The sequence below is a fragment of the Propionibacterium sp. genome (assembly GCF_047719395.1).
In the GTDB taxonomy this organism is placed as follows: Bacteria; Actinomycetota; Actinomycetes; order Propionibacteriales; family Propionibacteriaceae; genus Propionibacterium.
In genome coordinates this window covers 35,536-37,762 of record NZ_JBDNTB010000024.1, presented here as the reverse complement: position 1 = coordinate 37,762, position 2,227 = coordinate 35,536, and the positions used below count along the sequence as shown (strand labels likewise).

Here is a 2,227-nt window from a genome sequence, read left to right as displayed (position 1 = left end):
CCCGGGGGCGAGGACCCACCCGCGCCTCACCCCCGCGGTGGCGTCGAGCCCCCGCCACCCCGCCCTCGGGTGGGGCCGGCTGCGCGGGCTCCCCCCGGGGGGCGTCTTCGTCTCTCATGAACATGTGACGGGAGTATTCGCCTGTCATGACACACCGGAGTGAACTGGCACAATGACGCCCGTGACCAGTTCCACGCCGCAGGTGCAACGCAGCCGGCTGTATGCCGGCAAGCTCGGCCGGGTCAATCACGAGCCGGCCAACCGCGCATTCGCCACCTCGGCACATGTTGCCTCGGTTCTGCTGACTTCCGTCGCCAGGCTGCACCATCAGGGCCAGGAGTGGATTCCCGCCCTCGGCGGGGTCATCATCACCCCGAACCATGTCAGCGACCTCGACCCACTGATCATCGCGCACTACCTGGCCTACTCAGGGCGCTGGCCGCACTTTCTGGCACGTGCCGATCTGTTCGACATCAGAGGTTTTGGCCGGCTGCTGCGGGCGGTGGAGCAGATCCCGGTGGTTCGCGGTGCGAGATCTGCTGCAGACTCCCTTCGGGCAGCAGGGGATGCCATCGAACAGGGTCTGGCAGTGATCATCTATCCAGAGGGCACCTTCACCTACGATCCCGACGAATGGCCGATGGCCGGTCATACCGGGGCGGCGAGGCTCGCCCTGGCAACCGGGGCGCCTGTCGTCCCGATCGGCCAGTGGGGTGCCAATGCCATCATCCCGGCACGCCACAAGAAACCGATCCACCTGTTCCCACGCAGCGATGTCTGGGTGCAGGCCGGCCCGCCGGTGCATCTGGCCGATCTGGTGGCACGCGGCGAGCACGATCGTCGCGCCGTCTTCGAGGCCACCGCGCGCATCATGGACGCCATCACCGCCCAGGTGGGTCGGGTGAGGGGGCTCGAACCACCACCCGAGCGCTGGCACCCCGATCGGCGCGCGCGGGTGCCCGTGGACGAGGCCGTGCTGTGAAACAGGCGCTGCGCCAGGGTGCGCCATCCACGGCATCTGGCGTCGATGGAGCCTGTGGTCGTTAGTCTTGCGCATCGTTAGTCTTGTGTGGGGCCCGGCCGACGACGATCGTCCCTCGAGGGGAATCCATGACTGCTTCCGGTGACAACCGCATCAATGTCGCACTCATCTTCGGCGGCCAGTCCACAGAACACGAGGTGTCCTGCCTCACCGCTGCCGGAGTGCTCAGCGCAATCGACCAGAGCCGTTACCGGGTCCACGGCATCGGCATCGACAAGCACGGTGTGTGGCACCGCTACCGTCTCGAGGAGATCGCCGCGCTCCAGGTGAGGGACGGGGTGCTGCCGAGCATCAACCCCATTCACCCGGAGGCCACGCTGGTGCGCGGCGCCGACGGCGTCTCGCTGATCACTCTCGCTCCCGGTATGGCGGCAGCCAGGGTGCGTATCGACCTGGCCTTCCCGGTGCTGCACGGCGCCTACTGCGAGGACGGCACCATCCAGGGTCATTTTGAGATGCTCGGGCTGCGCTATGTCGGCTGCGGCGTCACCTCCAGCGCCATGGGTATGGACAAGCAGTTCATGCGCACCTGTTTCGAGCAGGCAGGCATACCGCTGGCGCCATGGCTGGCCATCGGCCCGCACGAGTGGCCCACCAACAGGACGGAAGTGCTGGATCGGATCGAGCACGAGCTGGGATTTCCGGTCTTCGTCAAACCCGCGCGCGGCGGTTCCTCGGTGGGTATAAGCCGGGTGAGGTGCCGGGAGGACCTGCCCGAGGCGATCGAGCAGGCGAGGGCCTGCGATCCGAAGGTCGTCGTTGAGCAGGGCGTCACCGGTGCCCGCGAGATCGAGTGCGGGGTGCTCGCAGCCGATCCTGCCGAGCCGAAGGTGTCGGTGCCGGGCGAGATCGTCATGCATGCCAACGAGGGCTTCTACGACTACAGCGCCAAGTATCTGCCCGAGGAGCAGGTTGAATTGTGCATTCCGGCAACGATGGACGCCACCGCGCAGACACGAATCCGCGAGTTGGCCATCCGCTGCTTCGAGGCTCTTGACTGCGAGGGTCTTGCCCGGGTGGATCTCTTCCTCAGGTCCGACGGCGAGGTATTGGTCAACGAGATCAACACGATGCCCGGTTTCACTGCCCACTCCATGTATCCCAGCCTGTGGAGGAGCTCCGGTATCGAATATCCGGAATTGATCGACCAGCTCATTCGCGCAGCGTTGACGCGGCCCGGCAGCG

2 protein-coding genes are annotated in these 2,227 nt (G+C 66.3%); both read left to right on the top strand.

What is annotated here, in order from left to right; all coding sequences use genetic code 11:
• The first annotated feature begins 181 nt into the window (after positions 1–181).
• A complete protein-coding gene (locus ABF648_RS05945) occupies positions 182–982 on the top strand; it encodes a lysophospholipid acyltransferase family protein (RefSeq protein ID WP_415631375.1) in 801 nt (266 codons plus the stop codon).
• A 128-nt stretch (positions 983–1,110) separates the two neighbouring features.
• Positions 1,111–2,227 (top strand): D-alanine--D-alanine ligase family protein (locus ABF648_RS05940; RefSeq protein ID WP_415631374.1); only part of this gene is annotated, 1,117 nt, incomplete at its 3' end.